Annotated in this window: 26 protein-coding genes; 5 read left to right on the top strand and 21 right to left on the bottom strand. The window is 60.0% G+C overall.

Annotation, left to right across the window (positions count from 1 at the left end; genetic code table 11):
- The 6 genes from arsC to def all read right to left on the bottom strand — a co-directional run bounded on the left by arsC (window position 1) and on the right by def (window position 3498).
- Window positions 1–402 carry an arsenate reductase (glutaredoxin) gene (gene arsC / locus CCGE525_RS03150; RefSeq protein ID WP_120703013.1) on the bottom strand — a complete coding sequence of 134 codons (402 nt, stop codon included), beginning with the start codon at window positions 400–402 and terminating at the stop codon, window positions 1–3.
- Window positions 380–1186 carry a tRNA pseudouridine(38-40) synthase TruA gene (gene truA / locus CCGE525_RS03145; RefSeq protein WP_120703012.1) on the bottom strand — a complete coding sequence of 269 codons (807 nt, stop codon included), beginning with the start codon at window positions 1184–1186 and terminating at the stop codon, window positions 380–382. Before truA ends, arsC begins: the two co-directional genes overlap by 23 nt.
- Window positions 1186–2133: a methionyl-tRNA formyltransferase gene (fmt, locus tag CCGE525_RS03140; protein WP_120703011.1), complete on the bottom strand. Its 948-nt coding sequence runs from the start codon at window positions 2131–2133 to the stop codon at window positions 1186–1188. Before fmt ends, truA begins: the two co-directional genes overlap by 1 nt.
- 78 nt (window positions 2134–2211) lie before the next feature.
- Window positions 2212–2631 carry a type II toxin-antitoxin system VapC family toxin gene (locus CCGE525_RS03135; RefSeq protein ID WP_120703010.1) on the bottom strand — a complete coding sequence of 140 codons (420 nt, stop codon included), beginning with the start codon at window positions 2629–2631 and terminating at the stop codon, window positions 2212–2214.
- Entirely contained in the window at window positions 2628–2918 is a 291-nt protein-coding gene (locus CCGE525_RS03130) for a FitA-like ribbon-helix-helix domain-containing protein (protein WP_120703009.1), read from the bottom strand. The genes CCGE525_RS03135 and CCGE525_RS03130 overlap by 4 nt, the downstream gene beginning before the upstream one ends.
- Before the next feature lie 64 nt (window positions 2919–2982).
- Window positions 2983–3498 (bottom strand): peptide deformylase, encoded by a 516-nt coding sequence (gene def / locus CCGE525_RS03125; protein ID WP_120703008.1) that lies wholly within the window; start codon window positions 3496–3498, stop codon window positions 2983–2985.
- Window positions 3499–3682: 184 nt separating this feature from the next.
- Here def and CCGE525_RS03120 point away from each other — a divergent pair, with 184 nt between their 5' ends.
- The 3 genes from CCGE525_RS03120 (at window position 3683) to CCGE525_RS03110 (ending at window position 8513) form a co-directional block, all read left to right on the top strand.
- Window positions 3683–4879, top strand: a complete 1197-nt coding sequence (locus tag CCGE525_RS03120) for a DNA recombination protein RmuC (protein WP_120703007.1) — start codon at window positions 3683–3685, stop codon at window positions 4877–4879.
- Window positions 4880–5082: 203 nt separating this feature from the next.
- Window positions 5083–5982, top strand: a complete 900-nt coding sequence (locus CCGE525_RS03115) for a ribokinase (protein WP_120703006.1) — start codon at window positions 5083–5085, stop codon at window positions 5980–5982.
- A gap of 188 nt (window positions 5983–6170) precedes the next feature.
- The gene (locus CCGE525_RS03110) at window positions 6171–8513 is read left to right on the top strand and encodes a methyl-accepting chemotaxis protein (protein WP_120703005.1); all 2343 of its coding nucleotides are present in this window, start codon (window positions 6171–6173) and stop codon (window positions 8511–8513) included.
- 75 nt (window positions 8514–8588) lie between these two features.
- On the opposite strand, the gene CCGE525_RS03105 is transcribed toward CCGE525_RS03110, so the two are convergent.
- The gene (locus CCGE525_RS03105; RefSeq protein WP_120703004.1) at window positions 8589–9533 is read right to left on the bottom strand and encodes a nucleoside hydrolase; all 945 of its coding nucleotides are present in this window, start codon (window positions 9531–9533) and stop codon (window positions 8589–8591) included.
- Between the two features lie 228 nt (window positions 9534–9761).
- Between CCGE525_RS03105 and CCGE525_RS03100 the strand changes: the two genes are divergently transcribed.
- Both CCGE525_RS03100 and CCGE525_RS03095 read left to right on the top strand, forming a co-directional pair.
- Entirely contained in the window at window positions 9762–10193 is a 432-nt protein-coding gene (locus CCGE525_RS03100; RefSeq protein ID WP_120703003.1) for an Hsp20 family protein, read from the top strand.
- A 45-nt stretch (window positions 10194–10238) separates the two neighbouring features.
- Window positions 10239–10496 (top strand): BQ00720 family protein, encoded by a 258-nt coding sequence (locus tag CCGE525_RS03095; RefSeq protein WP_120703002.1) that lies wholly within the window; start codon window positions 10239–10241, stop codon window positions 10494–10496.
- A gap of 211 nt (window positions 10497–10707) precedes the next feature.
- Here CCGE525_RS03095 and trmB read toward each other — a convergent pair whose 3' ends face one another.
- The 14 genes from trmB to CCGE525_RS03025 all read right to left on the bottom strand — a co-directional run bounded on the left by trmB (window position 10708) and on the right by CCGE525_RS03025 (window position 23273).
- On the bottom strand, window positions 10708–11409 hold the full coding sequence (trmB, locus tag CCGE525_RS03090; protein ID WP_120703001.1) for a tRNA (guanine(46)-N(7))-methyltransferase TrmB: 702 nt from the start codon (window positions 11407–11409) through the stop codon (window positions 10708–10710).
- Entirely contained in the window at window positions 11406–12659 is a 1254-nt protein-coding gene (metK, locus tag CCGE525_RS03085) for a methionine adenosyltransferase (protein WP_120703000.1), read from the bottom strand. Before metK ends, trmB begins: the two co-directional genes overlap by 4 nt.
- 188 nt (window positions 12660–12847) lie before the next feature.
- Window positions 12848–13267 (bottom strand): helix-turn-helix domain-containing protein, encoded by a 420-nt coding sequence (locus tag CCGE525_RS03080; RefSeq protein ID WP_120706223.1) that lies wholly within the window; start codon window positions 13265–13267, stop codon window positions 12848–12850.
- A gap of 151 nt (window positions 13268–13418) precedes the next feature.
- Window positions 13419–15017, bottom strand: coding sequence for an apolipoprotein N-acyltransferase (gene lnt, locus CCGE525_RS03075; protein ID WP_120702999.1), 1599 nt, complete (start codon window positions 15015–15017; stop codon window positions 13419–13421).
- Window positions 15018–15096: 79 nt separating this feature from the next.
- On the bottom strand, window positions 15097–16275 hold the full coding sequence (locus tag CCGE525_RS03070) for a hemolysin family protein (protein WP_120702998.1): 1179 nt from the start codon (window positions 16273–16275) through the stop codon (window positions 15097–15099).
- 25 nt (window positions 16276–16300) lie between these two features.
- Window positions 16301–16807, bottom strand: coding sequence for an rRNA maturation RNase YbeY (ybeY, locus tag CCGE525_RS03065; RefSeq protein WP_120702997.1), 507 nt, complete (start codon window positions 16805–16807; stop codon window positions 16301–16303).
- Window positions 16807–17865: a PhoH family protein gene (locus tag CCGE525_RS03060; RefSeq protein ID WP_120702996.1), complete on the bottom strand. Its 1059-nt coding sequence runs from the start codon at window positions 17863–17865 to the stop codon at window positions 16807–16809. The genes ybeY and CCGE525_RS03060 overlap by 1 nt, the downstream gene beginning before the upstream one ends.
- Before the next feature lie 30 nt (window positions 17866–17895).
- Window positions 17896–19308, bottom strand: coding sequence for a tRNA (N6-isopentenyl adenosine(37)-C2)-methylthiotransferase MiaB (gene miaB / locus CCGE525_RS03055; protein ID WP_120702995.1), 1413 nt, complete (start codon window positions 19306–19308; stop codon window positions 17896–17898).
- 60 nt (window positions 19309–19368) lie between these two features.
- Window positions 19369–20166: a lyso-ornithine lipid O-acyltransferase gene (gene olsA, locus CCGE525_RS03050; RefSeq protein WP_120702994.1), complete on the bottom strand. Its 798-nt coding sequence runs from the start codon at window positions 20164–20166 to the stop codon at window positions 19369–19371.
- A 30-nt stretch (window positions 20167–20196) separates the two neighbouring features.
- Window positions 20197–20661 (bottom strand): Fur family transcriptional regulator, encoded by a 465-nt coding sequence (locus CCGE525_RS03045; protein ID WP_120702993.1) that lies wholly within the window; start codon window positions 20659–20661, stop codon window positions 20197–20199.
- Between the two features lie 143 nt (window positions 20662–20804).
- Window positions 20805–21299 (bottom strand): GNAT family N-acetyltransferase, encoded by a 495-nt coding sequence (locus CCGE525_RS03040; RefSeq protein WP_120706222.1) that lies wholly within the window; start codon window positions 21297–21299, stop codon window positions 20805–20807.
- A 2-nt stretch (window positions 21300–21301) separates the two neighbouring features.
- Entirely contained in the window at window positions 21302–21958 is a 657-nt protein-coding gene (gene tsaB / locus CCGE525_RS03035) for a tRNA (adenosine(37)-N6)-threonylcarbamoyltransferase complex dimerization subunit type 1 TsaB (protein WP_120702992.1), read from the bottom strand.
- A gap of 124 nt (window positions 21959–22082) precedes the next feature.
- Window positions 22083–22649, bottom strand: coding sequence for a NifU family protein (locus CCGE525_RS03030; protein ID WP_120706221.1), 567 nt, complete (start codon window positions 22647–22649; stop codon window positions 22083–22085).
- A gap of 132 nt (window positions 22650–22781) precedes the next feature.
- A complete protein-coding gene (locus CCGE525_RS03025; RefSeq protein WP_028751029.1) occupies window positions 22782–23273 on the bottom strand; it encodes a universal stress protein in 492 nt (163 codons plus the stop codon).
- Window positions 23274–23285 lie beyond the last annotated feature (12 nt).

Raw genomic sequence — 23285 nt, 5'->3', positions numbered from 1 at the left:
CTAACGGCTGACGACCTCGCCATCTTCCTTGGAAAAGGGACCGATATCCGAGTTTTGCAGAATATCGAGCACGAGTTCGGACGGGCGGCAGAGGCGCACCCCCTTCTCGGTGATCACGATCGGGCGATTAATTAGGACCGGATGTTCGATCATTCGATCAAGCAGGTGATCATCGGTAAGATCGGGATCGCCAAGACCGAGTTCGTCATAAGGCGTTCCCTTTTGCCGAAGAACGTCGCGAACTGCCAATCCCATAGCAGAGATAAGCTCCACCAACTGTTCACGACTGGGTGGCGTCTTCAGATATTCGATGACGACAGGTTCTTCCCCCGACTGTCGGATCATCGCCAGCGTGTTGCGTGACGTGCCGCAAGAAGGGTTATGATAAATCGTCACCGTCATCGGTATTCCCCCCCTCGCCGGCCGGCAAACCGGGGCCGTCGCGATAATCCACCTGCATGAAATAAAGTCCATCCGGCGGCGCGACCGGACCGCAAGCCTTACGGTCCCGCGCTTCCAATGCGGCACGCACGTCGTCCACGGTCCACTTGCCCTCGCCCGCAAGCTTCAGCGTCCCGGCAAAGGAGCGGATCTGGTTGTGCAGAAAGCTTTGCGCCGACGCGCGGATTTCGATGAGTTCGCCATTGCAGGTCACATCGAGCCGGTCGAGCGTGCGGACTGGACTGTTCGCCTGGCAATGCGCCGAACGGAAGGTGGTGAAATCATGCCGGCCGACCAGCGTCTGTGCCGCCGCATGCATGACCTCATGGTCCATATCCTTCGGCACCCACCAGGCCCGCCCGGCCTCCAGCGCCAGCGGCGCTCGGCGCGCTATAATCCGGTAGAGATAGTGCCGCCGGATCGCCGAGAAACGGGCGTCGAAGCTCTCATCGACCTGCTCGACATCGAGAATGGCGACCCGTTCGCCGGCCATCCTCAGATGGGCATTCAGGGCATTGCGCAGCGTATGCAGCTTCCATTCCTTGGAAAGATCGGCATGTGCGACCTGGCCCATGGCATGCACGCCGGAATCGGTGCGTCCCGCGCCGCGAATAGAGACCTTCTCGCCAGTCAGAGACAGGATGGCGCCTTCTATTGCGCCCTGTACGGAAGGACCGTTGTCCTGGCGCTGCCAGCCGACATAGGGGATGCCGTCATATTCGACGGTCATGCGGTAACGCGGCATCAGGCTGGTCCCGCCGCCAACATCGTGCCCGGCGCAATCGGCGTGCCGCGCAGGAAATCGGCAGCGGCCAGCGGCTTGCCGCCGGCCTTCTGAAGCTTTGTCAGCCGCACGGCACCGGTGCTGCAGGCAATAACCAGATCATCGGTCAGCACTTCACCGGCCGTGCCCTCGCCTTCGTGACGTTCAGAGCCGAGGACCTTGATGCGTTCCGGCCGGCCAGCAATCTCTGCCTCGAACCAGGCGCCGGGAAAAGGCGAGAGGCCGCGAATATGATTGTGAACATCGGCCGCCGGCTTGCTGAAATCGATGCGGGTCTCGCCCTTGTCGATCTTGGCGGCGTAAACCACGCCCTCGGCGGACTGCTCGGTCAACGGCAGTTCATCATGCTCCAGCTTGTTCATCGCCTCGACCATGGCCTTGGCGCCCACGAGCATCAGCTTGTCGTGAAGCTCGCCTGCGGTCATCGTGTCGCCGATCTCGACTTCCCGCGTCAGAGCGACCGGGCCGGTATCAAGACCCTTGTCCATCTTCATCACCATCATACCGGTCTTCTTGTCGCCGGCCATGATAGCCCGCTGGATGGGCGCAGCACCTCGCCAGCGCGGCAGCAGCGAGGCATGGCCGTTATAGCAGCCGAGCCGCGTGCCCCTGAGGATCGCCTCCGGCAGCAGCAATCCATAGGCAACAACTACGGCGACCTGGGCATCGAGCTCGCGAAAACGCTGGCGCTCTTCCGGATCTTTGAAATTGACCGGCGTGAACACCGGCAGTCCGAGCAGCTCCGCCGCCTGGTGCACCGGCGACTTCTGGAGATCCAGCCCACGGCGCCCGCCGGGCCGTGGCGGCTGTGAGTAAACGGCGCGAATCCGGTGCCCGGCATCAACCAGCGACCGCAAAGTCGGCACGGAAAATTCGGGCGTTCCCATAAAGATGATGCTGAGCGACATACGATCCGTCCGGCTAAGAGATATCTAGTTTGGCATGATCTCGTCCAAAAACCGCTTCGCACTTTTTGGGATCATGCGTTAGCCGCCTTCAAACGGGTTTACGAGCTTAAGATCAATCCCCTCGAAGTCTTTTGTATTCCGCGTCGCCAACGTCGCGCCATGTGCGAGGCAGATGGCAGCGATCATCGCGTCCTGGACGGAAATCTGGTGGCCAGTTCTTTCGCGCCGCGCCCGGATGCGGCCGGTTTCGATGGCCGATTGATGATCGAAACGCAGTATCCTGCCGCGGAAAGAGACGAGTTGTTCGTTAAACATTTCAAGGTAGCGGTACGATCCCGTCCGGAGAGAGAAACGTTCCACCCCGTAGGATTGCTCCATCACCACGATATCACAGAGATAGAGGTTCATGACGGGCTGTGTCAAAAACCATGCTTCGACCTTGTGGTCGGCAACAGGCTTCGTCAATTCCGAGAGAACATTCGTATCGAGCAGGATCACTCGAAATCCTCAACCGGTCGGCCAAAGTCTTTTTTCCGCTCCGCTTCGATCTCGTCCATGATGCGCCCATATTCTTCGGCAGCAGCACCATCCTCGTTATAGAAAATAGGACGCAAAACATCCCAGGCGGACAATCCGCTGCGGCCGGCGTTAGCATCCTCCGCCACCAACGCCACCCTCAAAAGCTCCTTTGCTTCGTCGGACAGACTGCGGCCAGTCTGTTTCGCTCGCTCAGCGATATCCTGTTTTAGGGCATCTGGAATATCGCGAATCAAAAGGTCGCTCATTCAGCACCTCCACTTGATATCACTGATATCATAGGCTGGCCGGGATGGTTTTTCAACCTTCCCGTCAGAGCGCCTTTGCCTTCGCCGCCTTGGTGAACTTCTTGATCACCATGTCGCGTTTCAGGCGCGAGATATGGTCGATGAACAGCACGCCGTTCAGGTGGTCGATCTCGTGTTGCAGGCAGGTGGCGAGCAGGCCGTCGGCCTCGACGATCTGTTCCTTGCCGTCGCGATCGAGATGCTTGACGGTGACGCGTGCCGGACGCTCGACTTCCGCATAATAGTCCGGAATGGAGAGGCAGCCTTCTTCATAAACCGAACGCTCGTCCGAGGAAGTGACGATTTCCGGATTGATGAAGACCAGCGGCTGCTTGTCCTCGCCTTCGCGCGACACGTCGATCACCAGCATGCGGCGGGCGACGCCGACCTGGATGGCGGCAAGACCGATCCCTGGCGCGTCATACATGGTTGCCAACATATCGTCGGCAAGGCGCTGAACTTCGGTATCGACGCGCTCGATAGGCGCGGAGGCCTGGCGGAGCAGCGGATCGGGCAAAATGATGAGTGGCTTGATCGTCATGAAGTTTCCCATAACGCATCTTGTTGTGCGATGGAATTATCTAGATGGCGGTTGAAGCGTGTTTTTTCAACGCTTGCGACTTTAGGTCGGCGATGCGCTTGTGGAATTTTGTTCACGTTTTGATCTAGATATTCTCGACGTTTTTGTTATGGTGCCGGAACGAGTTCCACGAGTATCCGATATCATGTCCTTTGCACTCTTCGGCCAAGAGATCCCCGCAGTCCCGGTTTTGACCGGTCTTGTCATGCTGTTGTTGATGGCCGTCATCGTCCTTGTCATCAATAACAGAGGGCGACGGTCGGAGGAGGATATGCTGCGGGCCGAGGACGCCGAGCAAAGCATGGCGGCGCTCCTCAGGGCGCAGGCGGAGATGCAAGGCCGGCTCGCCACCATGGCGGAAGTGTTCGGCTCGCGGCAGGCGGAGTTCAACCATGCCATCAACCAGCGGCTCGACGGCATGTCGCAGCGGGTGACGGCGACGATCGGCGAGCAGACGCGTTCAACCCACGAGAACCTGCGCCGCCTGCAGGAGCGGCTTGCCGTCATCGACGCCGCGCAGACCAATATTCAGTCGCTGGCGAAGGACGTCGTCGGTCTGCAGGCGATCCTCTCCAACAAGCAGACACGCGGTGCCTTCGGCCAAGCGCGCATGGAGACGATCATCGCTGATGGATTGCCGATGGGCGCCTATGCCTTCCAGACGACGCTGTCCAACGGTTCGCGGCCGGACTGCACCGTGCGTATGCCGAACGGCTCGCCGCCGCTGGTTATCGATGCCAAATTTCCGCTGGAAGCTTGGAACGCCATCCGCAAGGCTGCGGCAGCAAGCCCAGAGCAGGGCAAGCTCGCCGCGCAGCAATTCCGTCGCGACCTCGAAGTGCATATTCGTGATGTCGCCGAGAAATATCTCATCCAGGGAGAGACGCAGGACACAGCCTTCCTCTTCGTTCCCTCCGAATCGATCTTTGCCGAAATCCACGAAAATTTCGAAGCGATCGTGCAGAAGGCGCAGCGCTCGCGCATTGTCATTGTCTCGCCATCGCTGCTGATGCTGTCGATCCAGGTCATCCAGGCGGTGTTGAAGGACCAGCGCATGCGCGAGCAGGCGCATGTAATCCAAGGCGAAGTGGCGCATCTGATGGATGATCTTTCCCGCCTCGACGAGCGGGTTCGCAAGCTGCAGGGGCATTTCGCACTGGCGCAGAAGGACGTCGATATGATCGTCACCTCCGCCGACAAGCTGGCACGCCGCGGCGAAAGGATAGAAGCACTGGAGTTCGAGGCAGCCGGCGAGCCGGCGAAGGCGACCATCGAGGACAGGCCGAAACCGATCGACAATCGCACCGGCCAACTCAAGCTCAGGGTGGTTGACGAGGACTGACCGCTTCGGGCAGTGTCGCGCCAAATCAATGCATGATCTCCAAACCCGTAAAGTGGTTCGGGTGGGATCACGCGAGATCAACAAGAGTGGTTCAGCTTTTCACGGAATCTGAGCACCGCTCTATCTTTTTGTTTTTTTGCAATTCTGGACGGAAAACCGCTGCGCACTTTTCCTGGAATTGCTCTAGCAGGGCGGGACATCTCATGATTACCATTTTCGGCTCCATCAATATGGACCTCATCGCCACCACCGACCGTCTACCGAAGCCAGGTGAGACGGTGGCCGGCGACGGCTTTTCCACGGCCGCCGGCGGCAAGGGTGCCAACCAGGCATTGGCGGCGCGGCGTGCCGGCTCGACGGTGCGTCTGACTGGCGCCGTCGGCAGTGACGGTTTCGCCGAGCCTGCGCTTGCCCTGCTCGATGCCGCCGGTACCGATCTCTCGACCGTCAGCCATGTTTCCGAACCGACCGGTACGGCGCTGATCCTGGTCGGCGGCGACGGCGAGAACATGATCGCCGTCGTGCCCGGCGCCAACGGCACGATGACGGCCAAGGACGCGACGGCCGCCGTCGACGCACTGAGCCCAAACGATACGCTCGTGCTGCAGTTCGAAATTCCGGTTGCTGCCGTCGAAACAGCACTTGCGGCGGCAAAGGCCAAAGGTGTCCGCACTATCCTCAATCTCGCGCCGCTCATTCCCGAAGCTGCGCGGCTCGGACGTCTTGCGGATATCGTCATCGCCAACGAGACGGAATTCGAAAGGCTGGCAGGCCAGGAGAATATGTCGTCCAGCGATCGCGAGGCGGCACTCGTCCGCCTGCATGCCGAAACGGGACAGACGTTGATCGTCACGCTCGGCGGCGACGGTGTCGTCGCCATCCGCAATGGCGAATTGTCGCGCGCCAAGGGCCTTGTCATCGAACCGGTCGATACTGTCGGGGCCGGCGACACCTTCTGCGGCTATCTGGCCGCCAGCCTCGACCAGGGTCTCGATTTTCACGCAGCCCTGCGCCGCGCAGCCGTCGCCGGTTCGCTGGCTTGCCTGAAGCCAGGCGCACAGCCGTCTATCCCAATTGCCAGCGATGTCGCTGCGCATCTTTGAGACCTGCCATTCCTAGCCGCGGAAATTTAATTAAATTTTTGCGCTTCACGATCATTCTCCTCAGGCCTACCGTACGTCGCTGTCTCGCGGCGGCAGGCGCTTTCGCGGCGGCCCCATGACGGGGCCATCCTGTGCCGACCTTGCATCCGGATAATGTGCATCCGACGCATCGTTCTCTCGAGGAAATGATGTCCATCTTTCGTATGAAGTCGCTTGCGGCCAAGCTCATCGTGGTCACTGGGCTAGCGATCGCGCTCGTCCTGTTCGTCTCCAACTTCCTGCTGATTTCCCAGACCCGCGATCGCGTGCAGACGTTGACGATGGATCAGGCCAATAGCGAGGCCAAATCCATCTCCAACGAAATCGCCGCCAATATCGGCGAGCTCGCCAGCGCTGCCCGCTCCATGGCCGCCATCATCGGCCGCGGCCACGAGGGTCATACCTTCGATCGCAAGGGCATCATCAATATCCTCAAGGCCAATGTCGAGCAGAACGCTTTCGCTTTTGGCAGCTGGTTCTGCGAACAACTCGGTACCTTCGACGGCAAGACAACCGAACTTGCCAACAACAAAGACCAAGGCGTCAACGATAAAGGCGCGTTCACACCCTATTGGTCGAAGACGAAGGACGGCGGCATCCAATTCACCACCTTCGACAATGACTACACCGCCGCATGGTGGAAGCTTGCTGCCACCAGTGGCAAGGGCGCCATCACACCGCCATACATGGCTGAAGGCACCGATGTTCCGACAACCATGAGCTCGATCGCCTATCCGGTCATGTCCGGCGGCAAATTGATCGGTGTGTCCGGCGTCGACATCTCGCTGGCCTCGCTTTCCGTCAAGCTGCAGAATCTGCATCCCTTCGGCACCGGCCGTGTTCTCCTGGTTTCTCAGGATAACAAGTGGCTGGTGGCACCGAACAAGGACCTGCTGATGAAGGACTATAGCGGCGACGGCGCCGACGTCATCAAGGCAGCATTGACCTCATCGACGGCGGGTCTTGTGAAGAACGTTATCGATGGCAGCGAGGAACAATTCGACCGCGTGGTCTATCCCTTCGCCGTGCCGGGGCTGAACGCCACCTGGGTCGTGCTTGTCGACGTACCGCATAGTGCCATTGCAGCACCGGTGCGCGACCAGACCTACATGATGATCATCGGCGGCGTCCTCGTGCTCGCTGCGGTCATGCTGGCGCTCTATGCCGCGGTACGCACTTTCGTGCAGAAGCCGCTCGATGGATTGGTCGCTAGCGTCAACGGTCTCAGCGCCGGCAACTATGCCGAGCCGGTGAAAGGCCAGGCACGGGCCGACGAAATCGGCTCGGTCGCAAAAGCACTCGAAGGCTTCCGCTTTGCCCTTGCCGACACCAAGAGATTGGAAGCCGAAGCCTACGACCAGCGCCGTGCCGCCGAAGGCGAGCGCTCCCGCTCGGAAGCGGAACGCGGTGAAACCGTGGCGCTGCAGCGGCGCATCGTCACCATTCTCGGTCAGAGCTTGGCCGAGCTTTCAAAGGGCAATCTCGGATACCGCATCGCAGAGGAGTTCCCCGGCGAATACGCCCAGCTGAAGCAGGACTTCAATGCCGCGCTCGCCAGCCTGGAAGAGACGGTTCACACAATGAACCTCAGCGTCGGCAATATCGGCAGCGGCACCGGCGAGATCAGCAACAGTGCTTCCGACCTTGCCCGCCGCACAGAGCAGCAGGCGGCAAGCCTGGAGGAAACCGCCGCTGCGCTCAACCAGTTGACGGCCCAGGTCAATTCCAGCGCCGAAAATGCCCGCACGGCTGCCAGCAGCGTCAGCGCGGCCTCCGAGGATGCCGGACGTTCCGGCGAGATCGTGCAGAAGGCGATTGCCTCCATGCATGGCATCGAGCAGTCCTCGCAGGAGGTCTCGCGCATCATCGGCGTCATCGACGAGATCGCCTTCCAGACCAACCTTCTCGCTCTGAACGCCGGCGTCGAAGCTGCCCGCGCCGGCGAAGCCGGCAAGGGCTTTGCCGTCGTGGCACAGGAGGTGCGTGAATTGGCGCAGCGTTCAGCCAACGCCGCCAAAGAGATCAAGACCCTGATCAACACCTCGGCCGGCCAGGTCAAGGAAGGCGTCGATCTTGTCGGCCGCACCGGCAATGCGCTGCACAAGATCGCCGAGCAGGTGATGGAGATCAATGGCCTCATCCGCCAGATCTCGGCCTCGGCCAGCGAACAGGCGATCGGGCTGAAGGAAATCAACTCGGCCATGAACCAGATGGATCAGGTGACGCAGCAGAACGCCGCGATGGTGGAAGAAACCACCGCCGCCAGCGTAACGCTGAACGACGAGGCTCAGACGCTGAAGGCTCTTGTCGCTCGCTTCCGCACATCACATAGCAGCCAGGACAATGCCTCGGCACTGCGCGCCACCGCCCAGCAGATGCGCGCGCCGGCGCCTGCCCGCCGCGCCGCGCCAGCAGCCGCACCGGTTCGCAAACCACGGCCGCAGACGCAGGGCGCGAATGCGCTTGCGCAGGATGAATGGCAAGAATTCTGAGCCGGCAAATTACAAACAAGAAAGGCCGCCGGGGCGATCCGGCGGCCTTTTCATTTTTAGCCTGCGGCGCAAACGTCAGATGCGCGCAAAGCGCTCTGTCAGCAGCGCGAAGAAGCCGTCGGCGTCCACGAAGCGCATGACCTTGGCGTTGTGCTTGCGGTCGGTGACGTGCCACCAGTCGACGACGGTCATGCCGACGGTCAGCTCCGACGTGACCTCAATCTCGACATTGCAATCACGGCCTTTGAACAGGTCCGGCCTCAGCAGATAGGCAATGACGGTCGGGTCGTGCAGCGGGCCGCCATCGGAGCCGTATTTTTCGATGTCGAAGCGCTCGAAGAATTCCAGCATCTCGACCATGGCCCTGGCCGGGGCGGAACCGATTGCCGCGATTTGCGCCACGCGATCCTTGCGGGTCAGAAGCTGATGGGTCACGTCGAGCGGCATCATGACGATGGGCACACCGGAGCGGAAGACGATATCGGCAGCCTCGGGGTCGACATAAATGTTGAATTCGGCGGCCGGTGTGATGTTGCCGCCCTCGAAAAAGCCGCCGCCCATCATCACCAGCTCGCGGACGCGAGCTGCGATGTCGGGCGCCTTCCGGAAGGCGAGCGCGATATTGGTGAGCGGACCGAGCGTGCAGAGCGTGACCGTGCCCGCGGGCTCGTTACGCAGCGTCTCTATAATGAAATCGACGGCATGGGTGGGCTGAAGGTCCATGGTCGGTTCCGGCAGATCGGGGCCATCGAGGCCGGTCTTGCCGTGGACGTGTTCGGCGGTAACCAGCTTGCGCTTGAGCGGCGCGTCAGCACCGGCGAAGACCTTCACATCCCGACGATTGCAGAGCTCACAGACAATACGGGCATTGCGGCTTGTCAGCCGCAGCGGCACATTGCCGGCAACCGCAGTGATGCCGAGCACGTCGATCTCGTCGCGGCTCCCGAAGGCGAGCAAAATCGCGGCGGCGTCGTCCTGGCCGGGATCGGTATCGATGATAATTTTTCTGGGCTCTGTCATGTCAGTCGTTTCCTCCGGTGCACATCGGCAGGTCTTGATGCGAGCCCGGTTGAGCTTTGTCAAGCAGCCGCATGCCACGCCACAATTCACACTTTCGCACTACATCAATCTCGCAAATGCGAAAGCCCTGCCTCCTTGCACTACCCTGCCCCTGCTCCCATATTATAACGAGCCGGGTGCTGAAAGATCAGGTCCGGAAAGGTCGCTTGCTACCAAGGACTTGAGACAATGAGCCGGACGACTCCCTTTGCCAGCCCACTGCTTCTGGGCTTCGATACCATGGAAAAGACGCTGGAGCGGATTTCCAAGGCCAGTGACGGCTATCCCCCTTACAACATCGAACGCATGCGCGCCGACCGGGTGTCTGGCGAGCCTGAGCGCTTGCGTATTACGCTTGCGGTTGCCGGCTTCTCGGAAGACGAGCTCGATATCACCACGGAAGAAAACCAGCTTTTGATCCGCGGGCGACAGGTGGAGCATGAGGAACGCGATTATCTCTACCGCGGCATTGCGGCCCGCCAATTTCAGCGCGTCTTCGTTTTGGCCGACGGCATGCAGGTGCTTGGCGCCGTGCTGAAGAACGGCCTGCTGTCGGTCGATCTCATTCGGCCGGAGCCGGACCGCATGGTGAAGAAAATTAACATTTCGGTATCACAGTAAGACAACGGCTGATTGCCGCTGGTCTCTCCTGCTGGAGGTACGAATATGCTTTTGAGAGAAGCCACTGCCCGCCTGACCCAATCCGAACTCGCCAATATTGGTTCTGGCGAGGTTGCCTATGTGAGAAAGATGCATTCGGACGAAGTTTCCCGTTGCTTTCCCGAGGCCCCGGAAATCGATCCTAACGTCGACCTCTGGGCGCTCTTCGGCGCAGACGGCACCCCGATCCTTCTGACCGACAACCGGTCCAGCACCTTCTATAAGGCAGCCGAGGACGAGCTGAAGACGGTCAGCTTACATTGAGCCATCGAATTGGCATTCAGCGTCGCGCTTTTACGCCCGCTGAATTGTTGCTCTTGTCCTGAGTCGATAACGACAGGCGATCCTCGGCTGTCGCAGCTGGATCAAATCCGATTACCGGATGCGGAAAAGGTGCGAAATCGGCAATTGCTCGTACCGCGATCCCACCGCATCAACCGGCGTTGCAACCCGATCGCGGGCAGCGGACGACCGCTCAAATCCTCTTGAACGTCAGATAGGCCGAGGATCGCCCTTCACGCCGGGCCTTCGCCTCGTAACGTGTGCTCGGCCACCCCTCGTAAGGCGTCAGCCAGTCAGCCGCGTTTTCCGCCATCCATTCGAAGCTGCCATGGGCATGGCAATGCTGCAGCGTCCAGTTGACATAGGTATCGATATCGGACGCGAAGCAGAACAGGGCGTCCGGTTTCAGGACGCGATGGAAGCGGTCGAGGTTCACCTGTGAAACGAAACGGCGCTTCCAGTGCTTTTTCTTCGGCCATGGATCGGGATAGAGCAGATCGATCTGGTCTAGGCACGCGTCCGGCAGCCAATCCAGCAATTGCGTGGCATCGTCATTGTAGACGCGGATATTGCGCGCGCCAGTCTCGTCGACGCGGGCAAGCAGTTTCTGCATGGAGTTGACAAAGGGCTCGACGCCGATGAAGCCGGTCGCCGGATATTCCAGCGCCCGGTGGATCAGGTGCTCGCCGCCGCCGAAGCCTATTTCCAGACGCAGACGTTCGGTCGGCACCGGAAACAGCTCATTCAGCGGCCGCGGCGCCGGCGCGGAGAGGTCGACAAGGTATCGCGGCAGCAGCGCTTCCAGCCTTTCGGCCTGCTGGCCGCGCAAGGCCTTTCCCTTGCGCCGGCCGAAGAATGCTTCCGTCGCCCGCGACCGGCGCTCCGTATCGATCATGCAGCTTCCCGGGTCTTCACCGCTTCCTTGAGCGCCTTGACGAGGTCGGTGCGCTCCCAGGAGAACGAGCCGTCGCGGCCCGCCTTGCGGCCGAAATGGCCGTAAGCCGAAGTCTTCGCGTAGATCGGCTTGTTGAGGTCGAGATGGCGGCGGATGCCGGTCGGCGACAGGTCCATGTTCTTGCGGATCGCCGCTTCGACCTGGTCCTCGCTGACGCCTTTGCCGGTGCCGTGCAGGTCGACATAGATCGACAGTGGCTGGGCAACGCCGATGGCGTAGGAAAGCTGGATCGTGCAACGGTCGGCAAGAGCGGCGGCAACGACGTTCTTGGCGAGGTAGCGCGCAGCGTAGGCCGCGGAACGGTCCACCTTGGTCGTGTCCTTGCCGGAGAAGGCACCGCCGCCGTGCGGAGCAGCACCGCCGTAGGTGTCGACGATGATCTTGCGGCCGGTCAGGCCCGCATCACCATCCGGGCCGCCGATGACGAACTTGCCGGTGGGGTTGATGTACCAATTGCAATCAGCCGCGATCTTCAGCTCGCCGAGAGCTTCGCGGATATAGGGTTCGACGACGGCGCGGACCTTCTTCGAATCCCAGCTTTCATCAAGATGCTGGGTGGAAAGCACGATCGAGGTCACCTCGGCCGGCTTGCCGTCGACGTAGCGAACGGTCACCTGGCTCTTGGCGTCCGGGCCGAGCTTGGCGACTTCGCCGTCACCCTTCTTACGGGCGGTCGCGAGCAGCTGCAGGATCTTGTGCGAATAGTAGATCGGCGCCGGCATGAGGTCCGGCGTTTCACGGCAGGCGTAGCCGAACATGATGCCCTGGTCGCCGGCACCTTCGTCGCCCTGCTGGTCGGCAGCGTTGTCAACGCCCTGGGCGATGTCGGCGGATTGCGAATGCAGGAGAACGTCGATGCGCGCCTTCTTCCAGTGGAAACCGTCCTGCTCGTAGCCGATATCCTTGATAGCGCGGCGGGCCGCGGCCTTGAATTTCGAGGGATTGATGACGTCTTTGCCGTCCTTGTCCTTCTTCATCAGGCTCGGCGGCAAACGAACTTCGCCGGCGATGACGACGCGGTTGGTGGTGGCAAGGGTCTCGCAGGCAATGCGCACGCCCCAGGGGTTCACGCCGGTCTTTGCCGCTTCACGATAGACCAGATCGACGATTTCGTCGGAGATGCGGTCACAGACTTTATCCGGGTGACCTTCGGCAACAGACTCACTGGTGAACAGATAATTCGCGCGCATGTGGGATTCCCCTCAAAGAACAAATCTTCGCTTTTGATATTCGCGTCGAGCCGGAAAAACAAGTCGTAGAAGGACATAAATATATCTTTATATCTCATCAAAAGTGATAAAATTTTGCCATAAACATACAAAAGGCGGCCAAAATGACCGCCTTTCAACTTTGCCGCTGCAGCGCAGCTTCGAAACGCTTATTCCGCGTCGGCTTCGGCTGCGAGCGCCTTGACGAGTTCCACCACCTTGCGGCGGACCTTGCCGTCGGAAATCTTTACGAAAGCGCGGTTGAGCTGGAGGCCTTCGGAGGAAGAGAGAAAGTCGACCACGTAGTTGGAGCTGGAGGCCTCGGCCATACCGCCGGCAGTGGTTGCATGTTCACCCGGAGCATCCTCGAAGAAGAAGGAAACGGGAACGTTAAGAATGCTGGAAATATTCTGAAGACGGCTGGCGCCAACGCGGTTGGTACCCTTCTCATATTTTTGAATCTGCTGGAAAGTGATTCCAAGACTCTCGCCAAGTTTTTCCTGGCTCATGCCCAGCATGGTGCGGCGGAGGCGGATGCGGCTACCGACATGGATGTCGATAGGGTTTGGCTTTTTTTTGTTCTCAATCATCATATAGCCCTAACATAGGTTGAATTCAGGTCCTGCCATCCGGTGCCCTTAACCACCCCTATAACGCCACGTTGCAGCCGACGCCCACTCGGCCCGTATTTTACGTTCAAAAGGCGGACAGCAACCACTATGCAATTTTAGGGTTTTTTGGTCAATTCGCCCTTGAAATAAAACCCATGCGTGAAATCACAGCGATTATACCGACCGCCCCTACAATCAACCAGAAGTACGCTTTTCGTACGCTATCGTCGATTCGCGACACGGTTGCGCTACTCAAAGTGGCGTCTACGAATCCTTGCTGACTAAAATCAATTCCGGAAATCAAACGTCCGTGAGCGTCGACATAGGCGGACACTCCTGTATTGGCGCTGCGAATCAGCGGCAGCCCCTGTTCGACAGCCCTCACCCGTGCCTGCAGGAAATGCTGATACGGACCAGGTGTGTCGCCGAACCAGGCATCGTTCGTAACGTTCAGAATGGCGTCGGCCTGCCGGATCTCCGGTGTCATTTCGTTCGGAAAGATGATCTCGTAACAGATCAGCGGGTAGAGTTTGATGCCGCTTGGCAGCGTCAGCAACTGCCGGCTGGCGGCCGCTGAAAAGCCGCCTGGCAGCTCGATGACATTCTGAATTCCGAGATAGCCGAGGATGTTTTCGAAGGGCACATACTCGCCGAAAGGCACGAGATGGGTCTTGTCGGAGGCACCGATAATTTGGCCTCGTCCGTCGATGACATAGATCGAATTGTAATAGCGCGGCTCAAGACCGGGACCCATATCCTCGACGCGTACCGCACCAGTGATCAGGATCTGATCGTCGTCGAGCTGGTCGGCAATGCGGGTCAGCGCGTCCTGATTATCCGTCAAAATGAAGGGGATAGCGGTTTCCGGCCAGACGATGATGTCGGGCCGTTTGCCGCCATGTGCCGGCGGCTGGACCGAAAGCGAGAGATGCTTGTCGAAGATGGCGGCGCGATCGGCATCCGTATCCATCTTGGTTTCCTGATCGATCGCCGGCTGGACGATGCGCACCACCGGCGCCGGCTTGCCGCCGGCTGCTGGTTCCGGCAGGTTGAGCGCATAATAGCCATAACCGAAATGGGCGGCGGCGATGAGCACGGCGAGCCCGATCCCCGGTACCCGGCCTTGACGCGTTCCGAGCAGCGCTGGAGCGGCAAAGACAAAAACGGCAAGTGGGGTGACGCCGAGCACGCCGATCACATGCGCGGATTGCATCATCAACGGTATGGGCATGGCGCCATAGCCGATGGCATTCCAGGGAAAGCCGGTAAAAAGGAAGCTGCGCAGCCATTCCAGCAGCCCGAAACTGAAGGCGAGTGCGGCAATACGCCCCATGCCATCAGACCAGAGCAAGCGGGCTAGCGCTGCCGCCACACCGTAAAAGATTGCCAGAAAGGCCGGCAGACCGAGAATCGCCAACGGCAGCGCCCAGGCAAATTGATCGGCGTCGATCAGAAGCGCATGGCCAAGCCACCACAGACCGGCGACAAAATAACCGAATCCGAACAGCCAGCCGATGGCAAAAGCCGGCCAGAGGCGGCCCAGGAAGCCGCTATCGGGACCAGCAGCAGCGCCATCCAGCAACCAGACAAGCAGCGTGAAGGAGACGAACATCGCCGCGAAGAAGCCGAAGGGCGGCAGCGCGAGCACACCAATGGCTCCGGCGAGGATGGCTAGAAATGCGCGCTTGAAACCCCAGACGAGGATTACCCTGCCCGAAAGCCGTTCCATGCGCGCGCTCCGTCCAAACTGCGAATCAATTGGCCGCAGTCTTTCAAAAAAGCAGCGATTTGTCCTGTTGAAGCGCCATTCATTGGCTGGCGCTGTTCCGTTCAGCCGAAGGTTCGTCCGGAAGCGTATCCAGCGACGGCAGGTCGCGTTCGAGCGCGCCACCCTCGCCTTCCGCCTTGGCCGGGCGACGGCGCAAGGCGTGACGCTTGCGGGTGATACGAACCTTTTTTATGCGGCGCGGATCGGCATCGAGAATGTGAAATTCGAAGCCGGGCAGCGCCTGGACGAGCTCGCCTCGCACCGGGATGCGGCCGAGCGCGGAGAAGATCAGGCCGCCGAGCGTATCCACTTCGTCCACCTGCTCGCTGATGTCGAAATCTGGGCCGATGGCGGCCGCAATCTCTTCCAGCTCGACGCGGGCATCGGCGACGAAAACGTCTTCGGAGACGCGCTTGAACATCACTTCTTCGTCATCATGTTCGTCGTCAATGTCGCCGACGACCATTTCGACAATGTCCTCATGGGAAGCCAAGCCGTCGGTACCACCGTACTCGTCGATGACCAGGGCCATCTGCGTACGGTTGACCTGCATGCGGCGGAGCAGATCGGACGCCAGCATGGAGGGCGGTACGAACAGGATTTTCCGGATGATGCCGGCTTCGGCCAATGTCTTCTGCAGGTCGACCCGCGAAAGATCGAAATTCGGCTTGGCAGAGCGCGACGGCTTTTCAGCCGGGCCGGCAGCCGAGGCGGACGCCGCAGCGGTTGCTGCCGCCTTGCCATTGCTGCCACGGCGCTTGTTGCGCGCCTGCTTGGCGACATAGGAAAGGAGATCGCGGATATGTACCATGCCGCGCGGATCATCGAGCGTTTCGGCATAGACGGGCATGCGCGAGCGTCCGCTCTCCTCGAACAGGATCATCAGCTCGCCGATGGTGATATTCTGGTCGACCGCCTCGATGTCGGCGCGCGGCACCATCACGTCCTCGACGCGTACCTCGCGGAAGCGGAGGATATTGTGCAGCATCGCCCGCTCGTCCGGTGAGAAGGCATCGTCATCGGTAGCGCTGGTCATCAACGCGTCGGCGAGATCCTCGCGCAGGCGCGCCGATCCTTGAGCTGGGCGCAGAATACGCGCAGCACGGGCCCAGAAGGAAGAATGTGATCGTTTGCCGCTACTACTGCCTGCCTCATCGGAGGAGGCGGTTTCAGCGCCGTCTTTGGCCTCGGCGGCCGGTCTTGTCGTAAAGTCGCTCATTGTTCCTGATCAGACAGGGTTCAAGTCAAATGGGGTCCTGCCCCGCATAGGGATCAGATAGGCCAAGCTCCGCCAAAATGCGAGTCTCCAGCCCCTCCATTCTTTCGGCTTCGCTATTATTCATATGGTCGTAGCCGAAGAGATGCAAGAAACCATGCACCATCAAATGGGTCAGATGGTCATCAAAACTCTTTTCCAGCTCGACGGCTTCCCGCTCCACCGTCTCTTTGGCGATGATGATATCACCGAGCATCGGGCCGGGCTTGCCGCCGGGCACCAGCGGAAAAGCGGGGAAAGACAGGACGTTGGTCGCCTTGTCCTGTTCACGCCATTCCGCATTGATCTCACGGATCGAGGCATCGTCGGTGAAAACCAGCGACAATTCCGACGCCATTTTCGGAAAGGGCTGCTTCTCGTGTTTCTCGAGATAGGCCGCAGCCGCGCCCAGCACGCGCTCGGCCAGAGCCTGTAACTCTTCCTCGGAGGGCCAGTCGCCCTCCTCGACGCTGATCTGCATATCGAGTTCGGCCATCAGATCTGCGGATCGGCCTCGCCGCCCTCAACGGGGGCGGCGTAGTTCGAATCGTAAGCCCTGACGATGCGCGCCACCAGCGGATGGCGGACGACGTCCGTGTCCTTGAAGCGCACTATGGTAATCCCTTCAACACCGTTGAGGAGCTGAAGGGCTTCCACCAGCCCGGATTTGACGCCGCGCGGCAGGTCGATCTGGCTGGGGTCGCCGGTGATGATCATGCGCGAATTCTCGCCGAGACGCGTCAGGAACATCTTCATCTGCATCGAGGTGGTGTTCTGCGCCTCATCGAGGATGACGGCGGCATTGGCAAGCGTGCGGCCGCGCATGAAGGCAAGCGGAGCGATCTCGATGACGCCGGCGGTGATGGCGCGTTCGACCTTGTCGCCCGGCATCATGTCGTAGAGCGCGTCATAGAGCGGACGGAGATAGGGATCGACCTTCTCCTTCATATCGCCGGGAAGGAAGCCGAGACGCTCGCCGGCTTCGACAGCCGGGCGCGACAGGATGATCTTCTCGACCGCGCCGCGCTCCAGAAGCTGGGCGGCATGGGCGACGGCGAGATAGGTCTTGCCGGTACCGGCCGGGCCGACGCCGAAAACCATCTCGGAACGGTCCATCGCCCTGATATAGGCGTCCTGCGTCGGCGTGCGCGCAATGATCGTCTTCTTGCGCGTTGAAATCTGTGCCATCGTCAGCTTGGCTTTTTTCTCCATGGTCGGCAGGGTCAGTTGGTCATCGGCGGCAACCGCCATGCGGATCGCACCTTCCACGTCCGAGCGCTCCACATGCCCGCCTTTCTGCAGCTTATCATAGAGGTAGTCGAGAGTGCGGCGCGCCTGATTGGTGGCCAGCACATCGCCGGTGATGATGACGGAATTGCCGCGCGCGCGGGCGTCGATACCAAGACGCTCCTCAAGGAGCTTCAAATTCTGATCGAACTGTCCGAAAAGTTCGCTGGCGAACCGATTGTTCTCGAACGTCAGGATGAAGTGATTGGCGTCGCTCGCGGTGCGTGGCTGGCGCGATGAAGAAGAAACCAATTCCTGTCCGTTCAAGCGGTCCGGCTCCTTTGCCTCGTCCGGAACCTAAAGCAACTCAGCAAAAAGGCTGTTCGTGCTGGTTCCGATGATTCGTACGTTGATAATGTCACCGATTTGCGATGCTTTTGCATCAACATTCACAGATTGCAGCCAAGGGGACCGGCCGATCAACTGGCCCGGCATGCGGCCCGGCTTTTCCAGCAGTATGTCGACCACCTTGCCGACACAGGCATCAGCGAAAGCATGCTGCTGCTTCAAAAGCAGCGCCTGCAACCGTTCCAGCCGTTCCGCCTTTATTTCTTCCGGCACTTGGCCCTTCAATTCCGCACCCGGCGTTCCCGGACGCGTCGAATATTTGAACGAGAAGGCTTGCGCGTAGTTCACCTCCCCAACTAGGCGAAGTGTATCCGCAAAATCCTCCTCTGTCTCCCCCGGGAAACCCACAATGAAATCACCCGAAAGGGCGATATCTGGCCGTGCCATGCGGATTTTTTCGATCAGAGCAAGATATTCTGCAGCCGTATGCCGCCGATTCATCGCTTTGAGGATGCGATCGGAACCCGACTGGACCGGCAGATGCAGATAGGGCATCAGCGTGCGCAGGTCGCGATGGGCCGATATCAGCCGGTCGTCCATGTCGCGCGGATGGCTGGTGGTATAACGCAGCCGGGCAAGACCCGGAATTTCAGCCAGCCGGTAGAGAAGATCGCCGAGGCTCCAGGCTTCGCCGGTAGGTCCGGTTCCGTGCCAGGCGTTGACGTTCTGGCCGAGCAGCGTGATTTCGCGCACGCCGCCATCCACAAGTTTTTCAGCCTCTTCGACGATCTGGGCGACCGGACGGGAAACTTCGGAACCGCGCGTATAGGGTACGACGCAGAAGGTGCAAAACTTGTCGCAGCCTTCCTGCACTGTCAGGAAAGCCGTGACGCCACGGGCGCGGATCTTCGTCGTCTCGGCGATCGGCAGATGTTCGAACTTATCCTCGATCGCATATTCCGTATCGACGACGCGCTGGCCTTCCTTGGCCCGACGCAACGCGTCCGGCAGCCGATGATAGGTCTGTGGGCCGATGACCACGTCGACAGCGGGCGCACGACGGAGGATTTCCTCGCCCTCCGCCTGGGCGACGCAGCCGGTGACGCCGATCATCATGTCGCGGCCATCGGCAGCCTTGCGCTTCTTCATCTCACGCAGGCGCCCAAGCGCGGAATAGACCTTTTCGGCAGCCTTCTCGCGAATATGGCAGGTGTTCAGCAGGACGAGATCGGCTTCTTCCATGTCCTCGGTCGGCTCATAGCCATCGCGAGCGAGTGCATCGCTCATCCGTGTCGAGTCGTAGACATTCATCTGGCAGCCATAGGTCTTGATGAAGACCTTACGGCTGTTGGAGCCATCGCGCAGACCAAGCTCTAAAGTATCGGGCTGCGGGGCATCGAGAAGTGCACTGTCCTTGTTCATGGCCGCTATGTAGTGACTTTTGCTTCCGGAGAAAATGGAAAAGTTAATATTGCCGGAATATCAGGCGATCTCGCGGCCAAGCAACCGGCTCGCCAGCATGGTGCGGATGCGCCGCGCGACGGTGGCGCTGACCTCCTTGCGGTTGGTATCGGCACGATAATCCACCGCCTCGCCGAAACAGACGTCGACATCGATGGCCCCACAGCCGAAAATACCCTTGAGATGCGGCATCAGCTCTATGTCGCCTGGCCAGGCCGCCAAGGGGCGATAGTAGCGGCCCATGGCGATACCGTGGACGCGCGTATAGGCGACGGCAACCGGCTGCACGTGAACAACGGCATCCGGTGCTTTCGGCAAAGCGGCCGCCGCCGCGCCGAATAACGAGGATTTGACCTCCAGCAGCCGGTTGCCGTCCGATGTCGTGCCCTCCGGAAACAAGACCATGATCTCGCCGTCCGCCATGCGCTCGGCGATCTCGTTCACCTGATCGCCTGTCTTGCGCTTCTGCTCGCGCACGACGAACACGCTCTTTTGCCACTCAGCGAGAAGGCCGAAGATCGGCCAATCGCGCACTTCGGCTTTGGCAATGAAAGCAACGTCGGCGATGGAGGATAGCACGAGAATATCAAGCCAGGAGGCGTGGTTCACGGCCAGCATGAGTGGTCGGCGGTCTTCGACCTTTCCGACGACATTGATACGAATGCCGAGACAATAGCAGACGATGCGATGCCAATAACGCGGCAGATAGCGCCTGAGCTTCCAATCGAAGCGCAGGCAGACGATCTGCAGCGGCAGCAGGACGAGGCTGACAGCGCAGATCACGACGAGAGCACAGCCGACGCGCAGCCAGGTCACCAAATCATTCGCTCCCGCACGACCGCCGCCACCTCAGCGTTCGTCCTTCTTCAGCGGCTCGTCCTTCTTCAGCGGCCCATCCTTCTTCAGCGGAATGCCGTAAAGCTCCAGCCGATGGTCGACGAGCTTGAAACCGTGTTCGCGGGCGATGCGCTCCTGAAGCGCCTCGATCTCCGGCGAATGAAATTCGATCACTTCGCCGCTCTTCAGATCGATCAGGTGATCATGATGCTCTTCCGGTACGGTCTCGTAACGCGAACGGCCGTCACGGAAGTCATGGCGCTCGATGATGCCGGCATCCTCGAAAAGCTTCACAGTGCGGTAGACAGTCGAAATCGAGATCTTCGCATCGATCTTGACGGAGCGGCGGTGCAGTTCCTCGACATCCGGATGATCCTCGGAACTCTCGATGATGCGCGCAATGACTCTCCGCTGCTCCGTCATGCGCATACCGCGCTCGGCACAAAGCTCCTCAAGGGATTTTACGGGATCGTTCATTGAATACGGTCTTCGGTCTATTCATCTAGAGCATGTCGCGCAAAGGTGCGCAGCGGTTTTGGGATAACGACATGCGCGAAATCAAAGGTCTAAAGCGCAGAGAGCGAATCCCCGGAGATCGCGATGCGCTTTAGAACAACGGACTAGCGAAGAACGCGGCGCATGACAAGCGCCGTCGATTTCGCGCCGCTTTCATCGACATAATAAGCCTTACGCTCGCCGACCTTTTCAAAACCAAGCTTGCGGTAGAGACCGAGGGCCGGCTGATTGGTGCCGTCGACCTCCAGAAACATGGCTTCACCGCCGCGGTTGCGCGCCTCGCGCAACGCCGCCTGCATCAGCCGCCAGCCGAGACCGGCACGGCCAAGCTTGGCGTTGACCGCAACCGTCAGGATTTCCGCCTCGCCCGCGGCATGCCGTGCCAGTACGAAGCCGGGAAGCGGCTTTTTCAGGATAGCGTTGGTCTGGCGGGCAACAAAGCCGAAGGTGGTATCCTGTGACAGGAGATTTTGAAACTCCGTCTCGTCCCAAACTCGCGAAAACCGCTCGCCATGCAGAGTCGCCACTTCGGCGCAATCCCGCAACTGCATCGGGACAATTTCGTATTCGGCTTTCAGGGTGAGATAGGATTCAAGCATGGTCATACCCTGGCGACTGCGTACCCCGCCTGCGGTCTGGCGTCGGGTCCACGGAGATAGAGCGGCTTCGGCTTTTCGCTGACAGGCTTGACAGCGCCTAGCCGGGCGACGGTGGCAATCGGAAAGGCATCAGGCCGCGCTGCCGGCGGCAAGTCGCTGAGCCGGGCAACAGCCGAGCCGGTGACGACGCCGTCGAAAGCATCGGAGATCGCACGTGCTTCATCGATCGTCACGGCGCGCGCCTCGTCCAGCCGCTGGCCATCGGCATCGAACGACTGGAGATAGATCTCCTCGCGCTTGGCGTCGATGGCCGCCAGAACCGATTTACCCGGATTCGTCTCCCGTGCGGCGGCGGCCATGACCTCGAGGGTCGTGACGCCGACAGCAGGGATGTTCAGGGAAAGCGCGAAACCGCGGGCAGCGGCAACGCCGATGCGGATGCCGGTGAAAGAGCCGGGACCGACGGTGACGACCACGCGCTCCACGGCTGCGAGCGCTATATCGGCTTCAGCCAGCGCCCGGTCGACAACATCCATCAAATGTTCGGCATGTCCTCGCCCAATCGTTTCCGTGACCTCCCCAATCACAGAATCACTGCCACTATCATACACAGCGGCAGCGCAATCCACACCTGCCGTGTCGAGCGCCAGTACGATCATCACAACTTTTCCGAAAAGACAGCGCTTATAGCGCAGCGACGTGTCTTGGAGTCGTCACTACGCGTTCGCGTTTGGTCCTGCAAGATCTTATCCAAAAACCGCCATGCACTTTTTGGAATCATGCTTAGACGGCTTCGACTTCCTGCACTTCCGGGACGAAATGGCGCAGCAGATTCTGTATGCCATGCTTCAACGTCGCCGTCGACGACGGGCAACCGGAGCAGGATCCCTTCATATTGAGGTAGACCTTGCCGTCGCGAAATCCGCGGAAGGTGATGTCGCCGCCATCCTGGGCAACAGCGGGACGAACGCGGGTTTCGAGCAATTCCTTGATGGTCAGCACGATCGATTCATCTGCCGCATCGAAGAACTCACCGCCGGCATCCTGCACTTCGGAGAGGACCGAACTTTCGCCCATGACCGGTTTGCCGGACATGAAATGCTCCATGATCGAACCGAGGATGGCGGGCTTCAGGTGCTGCCATTCCTGACCTTCCTTGGAGACAGAGATGAAGTCGTAGCCGAAATAGACGCCGCTGACGCCGGGGATATCGAAGATGCGGGTCGCGAGCGGCGAGACTTCCGCTTCATCGGCGCTGCGGAATTCGGCCGTGCCGCTTTCCATGACAACCTTGCCCGGCAGGAACTTCAGGGTTGCGGGGTTCGGCGTCGCTTCGGTTTGAATGAACATCTTGATCTCCATGCGGCGGGCGGAGGCCTATGCCGCGTCTGTACTATCCGACTTTAGAATATTTCAAAAGAAAATAGGCTTTTTGGCTACGCTAATCAAGAGACTGAGTCTCAAGAAATAGCCCAAAAGAACTCAGCTGAGGGCGTCGATTTCCTCATTCGTCAGCGTATCCGGCAGCACCGTCACGGGGATCGGAAAGGCTGCGGCACGTCCAGCAATCGAAGATACCAGCGGTCCAGGTCCTTCCTTGGCCGAACCGGCGGCAAGAACGAGGAGCGCAATATCCCGGTCTTCCTCGATCACCGCGTTGATCTGCTCGGCGGCCGATCCTTCGCGAATGACGATCTCCGGGTCGATGCCGATATTCTCGCGCACGATCTGCGCTGCCTTGGCCGTTGCCGCCTCGGCCTCCTCGCGTGCCTCGGCCCGCATGATCTCCTCGACCCCCAGCCATTGCTGGAAATCGCCTTCGGGGATCACAAAAAGGAGCACAAGGCCGCCATTGGAGTTCTTGGCACGCCGACCGGCATAATGGACGGCACGCTGGCATTCAGGAGTGCCGTCGATGACCGCCATGAACTTGCGGCGATGACCTTCGAGCCGTGAGAGACGTTTTGATACCATGACCCAAGTCTG

It is taken from the genome of Rhizobium jaguaris (assembly GCF_003627755.1).
In the GTDB taxonomy this organism is placed as follows: Bacteria; Pseudomonadota; Alphaproteobacteria; order Rhizobiales; family Rhizobiaceae; genus Rhizobium; species Rhizobium jaguaris.
This window is presented reverse-complemented; position numbering and strand designations above follow the sequence as displayed.

Excerpts from the sequence above, each read along its gene's own strand:
- truA (WP_120703012.1), bottom strand. The coding sequence starts at position 1,186 with ATGCCGCGTTACCGCATGACCGTCGAATATGACGGCATCCCCTATGTC.
- miaB (WP_120702995.1), bottom strand. The coding sequence starts at position 19,308 with ATGAACAAGGACAGTGCACTTCTCGATGCCCCGCAGCCCGATACTTTA.
- CCGE525_RS03080 (WP_120706223.1), bottom strand. The coding sequence starts at position 13,267 with ATGATTGAGAACAAAAAAAAGCCAAACCCTATCGACATCCATGTCGGT.
- ybeY (WP_120702997.1), bottom strand. The coding sequence starts at position 16,807 with ATGGCCGAACTCGATATGCAGATCAGCGTCGAGGAGGGCGACTGGCCC.
- CCGE525_RS03130 (WP_120703009.1), bottom strand. The coding sequence starts at position 2,918 with ATGAGCGACCTTTTGATTCGCGATATTCCAGATGCCCTAAAACAGGAT.
- CCGE525_RS03095 (WP_120703002.1), top strand. The coding sequence starts at position 10,239 with ATGCTTTTGAGAGAAGCCACTGCCCGCCTGACCCAATCCGAACTCGCC.
- CCGE525_RS03040 (WP_120706222.1), bottom strand. The coding sequence starts at position 21,299 with ATGCTTGAATCCTATCTCACCCTGAAAGCCGAATACGAAATTGTCCCG.
- CCGE525_RS03110 (WP_120703005.1), top strand. The coding sequence starts at position 6,171 with ATGTCCATCTTTCGTATGAAGTCGCTTGCGGCCAAGCTCATCGTGGTC.
- CCGE525_RS03120 (WP_120703007.1), top strand. The coding sequence starts at position 3,683 with ATGTCCTTTGCACTCTTCGGCCAAGAGATCCCCGCAGTCCCGGTTTTG.
- CCGE525_RS03025 (WP_028751029.1), bottom strand. The coding sequence starts at position 23,273 with ATGGTATCAAAACGTCTCTCACGGCTCGAAGGTCATCGCCGCAAGTTC.
- CCGE525_RS03045 (WP_120702993.1), bottom strand. The coding sequence starts at position 20,661 with ATGAACGATCCCGTAAAATCCCTTGAGGAGCTTTGTGCCGAGCGCGGT.
- CCGE525_RS03070 (WP_120702998.1), bottom strand. The coding sequence starts at position 16,275 with ATGAGCGACTTTACGACAAGACCGGCCGCCGAGGCCAAAGACGGCGCT.
- CCGE525_RS03105 (WP_120703004.1), bottom strand. The coding sequence starts at position 9,533 with ATGACAGAGCCCAGAAAAATTATCATCGATACCGATCCCGGCCAGGAC.
- tsaB (WP_120702992.1), bottom strand. The coding sequence starts at position 21,958 with ATGATCGTACTGGCGCTCGACACGGCAGGTGTGGATTGCGCTGCCGCT.
- metK (WP_120703000.1), bottom strand. The coding sequence starts at position 12,659 with ATGCGCGCGAATTATCTGTTCACCAGTGAGTCTGTTGCCGAAGGTCAC.
- trmB (WP_120703001.1), bottom strand. The coding sequence starts at position 11,409 with ATGATCGATACGGAGCGCCGGTCGCGGGCGACGGAAGCATTCTTCGGC.
- CCGE525_RS03100 (WP_120703003.1), top strand. The coding sequence starts at position 9,762 with ATGAGCCGGACGACTCCCTTTGCCAGCCCACTGCTTCTGGGCTTCGAT.
- CCGE525_RS03030 (WP_120706221.1), bottom strand. The coding sequence starts at position 22,649 with ATGTTCATTCAAACCGAAGCGACGCCGAACCCCGCAACCCTGAAGTTC.
- def (WP_120703008.1), bottom strand. The coding sequence starts at position 3,498 with ATGACGATCAAGCCACTCATCATTTTGCCCGATCCGCTGCTCCGCCAG.
- CCGE525_RS03115 (WP_120703006.1), top strand. The coding sequence starts at position 5,083 with ATGATTACCATTTTCGGCTCCATCAATATGGACCTCATCGCCACCACC.
- fmt (WP_120703011.1), bottom strand. The coding sequence starts at position 2,133 with ATGTCGCTCAGCATCATCTTTATGGGAACGCCCGAATTTTCCGTGCCG.
- arsC (WP_120703013.1), bottom strand. The coding sequence starts at position 402 with ATGACGGTGACGATTTATCATAACCCTTCTTGCGGCACGTCACGCAAC.
- lnt (WP_120702999.1), bottom strand. The coding sequence starts at position 15,017 with ATGGAACGGCTTTCGGGCAGGGTAATCCTCGTCTGGGGTTTCAAGCGC.